The sequence below is a fragment of the Acidovorax sp. ST3 genome, from assembly GCF_003231145.1.
Lineage (GTDB): Bacteria > Pseudomonadota > Gammaproteobacteria > Burkholderiales > Burkholderiaceae_C > Acidovorax.
On sequence record NZ_QKVP01000074.1, the window covers coordinates 1 to 610 of the forward strand.

The 610-nt window shown below is 60.0% G+C and carries 1 pseudogene; it reads right to left on the reverse strand.

Features of this window, described 5'->3' with window-relative positions:
- Positions 1-610, reverse strand: a pseudogene (locus DNK89_RS24460) (hypothetical protein); the annotation flags it as partial.

Genomic DNA, 610 nt, shown 5'->3' on the forward strand with positions numbered 1-610 from the left:
TCATGACGTCCAGGGTCTTGGCACTTACGTTGATGCCTGCCTTTGCAAGTGCAATTCCCCCCTTTGCCGCAGTACCGACGCCAGTCACTGCGGTGCCAACCTGCCACGCCAGATTGCCGAGGTCCTCGCCAAGTTGAAGGGCATGGTCGGTGCCACCAACCTCAATGGCCTGACGCATCCGAGCGATCTTCGCGTCGAATTCGGCGACGAGCGAGTCGCCGAGTTGTTTACGCATATCAGGATCGGTGATGAGCTCCTTGATTCCGTTCAATCCCGCGATCGGGTCGGACAGGAATGCCGCCAGACCCTTGACGTCATCCCAGCCCGCCAGGGCGAGACCTTTGCCAATGCCGGCAGTCGTCAGCACATCCTGCTTGCCCGATATGTAGACCCATTTGCCCTGAATCTTCAGGTACTCAAGCATGCCGTCGGCGGCCGCGAGTTCCTTGTTCATCTGGACGATCTGCTGGGTCGCTAGCCAGTTGTTGTCCACCGCGGTTGCCGCGGCGGTCGATGCCGGGGCTGCATCCAGGCCGCCTGCCGCACCGATGCCTGTCACGATGCTGACTATGAGATTGCGTTTGGCTTCGCGCTCAGTCGCTTTTTCATC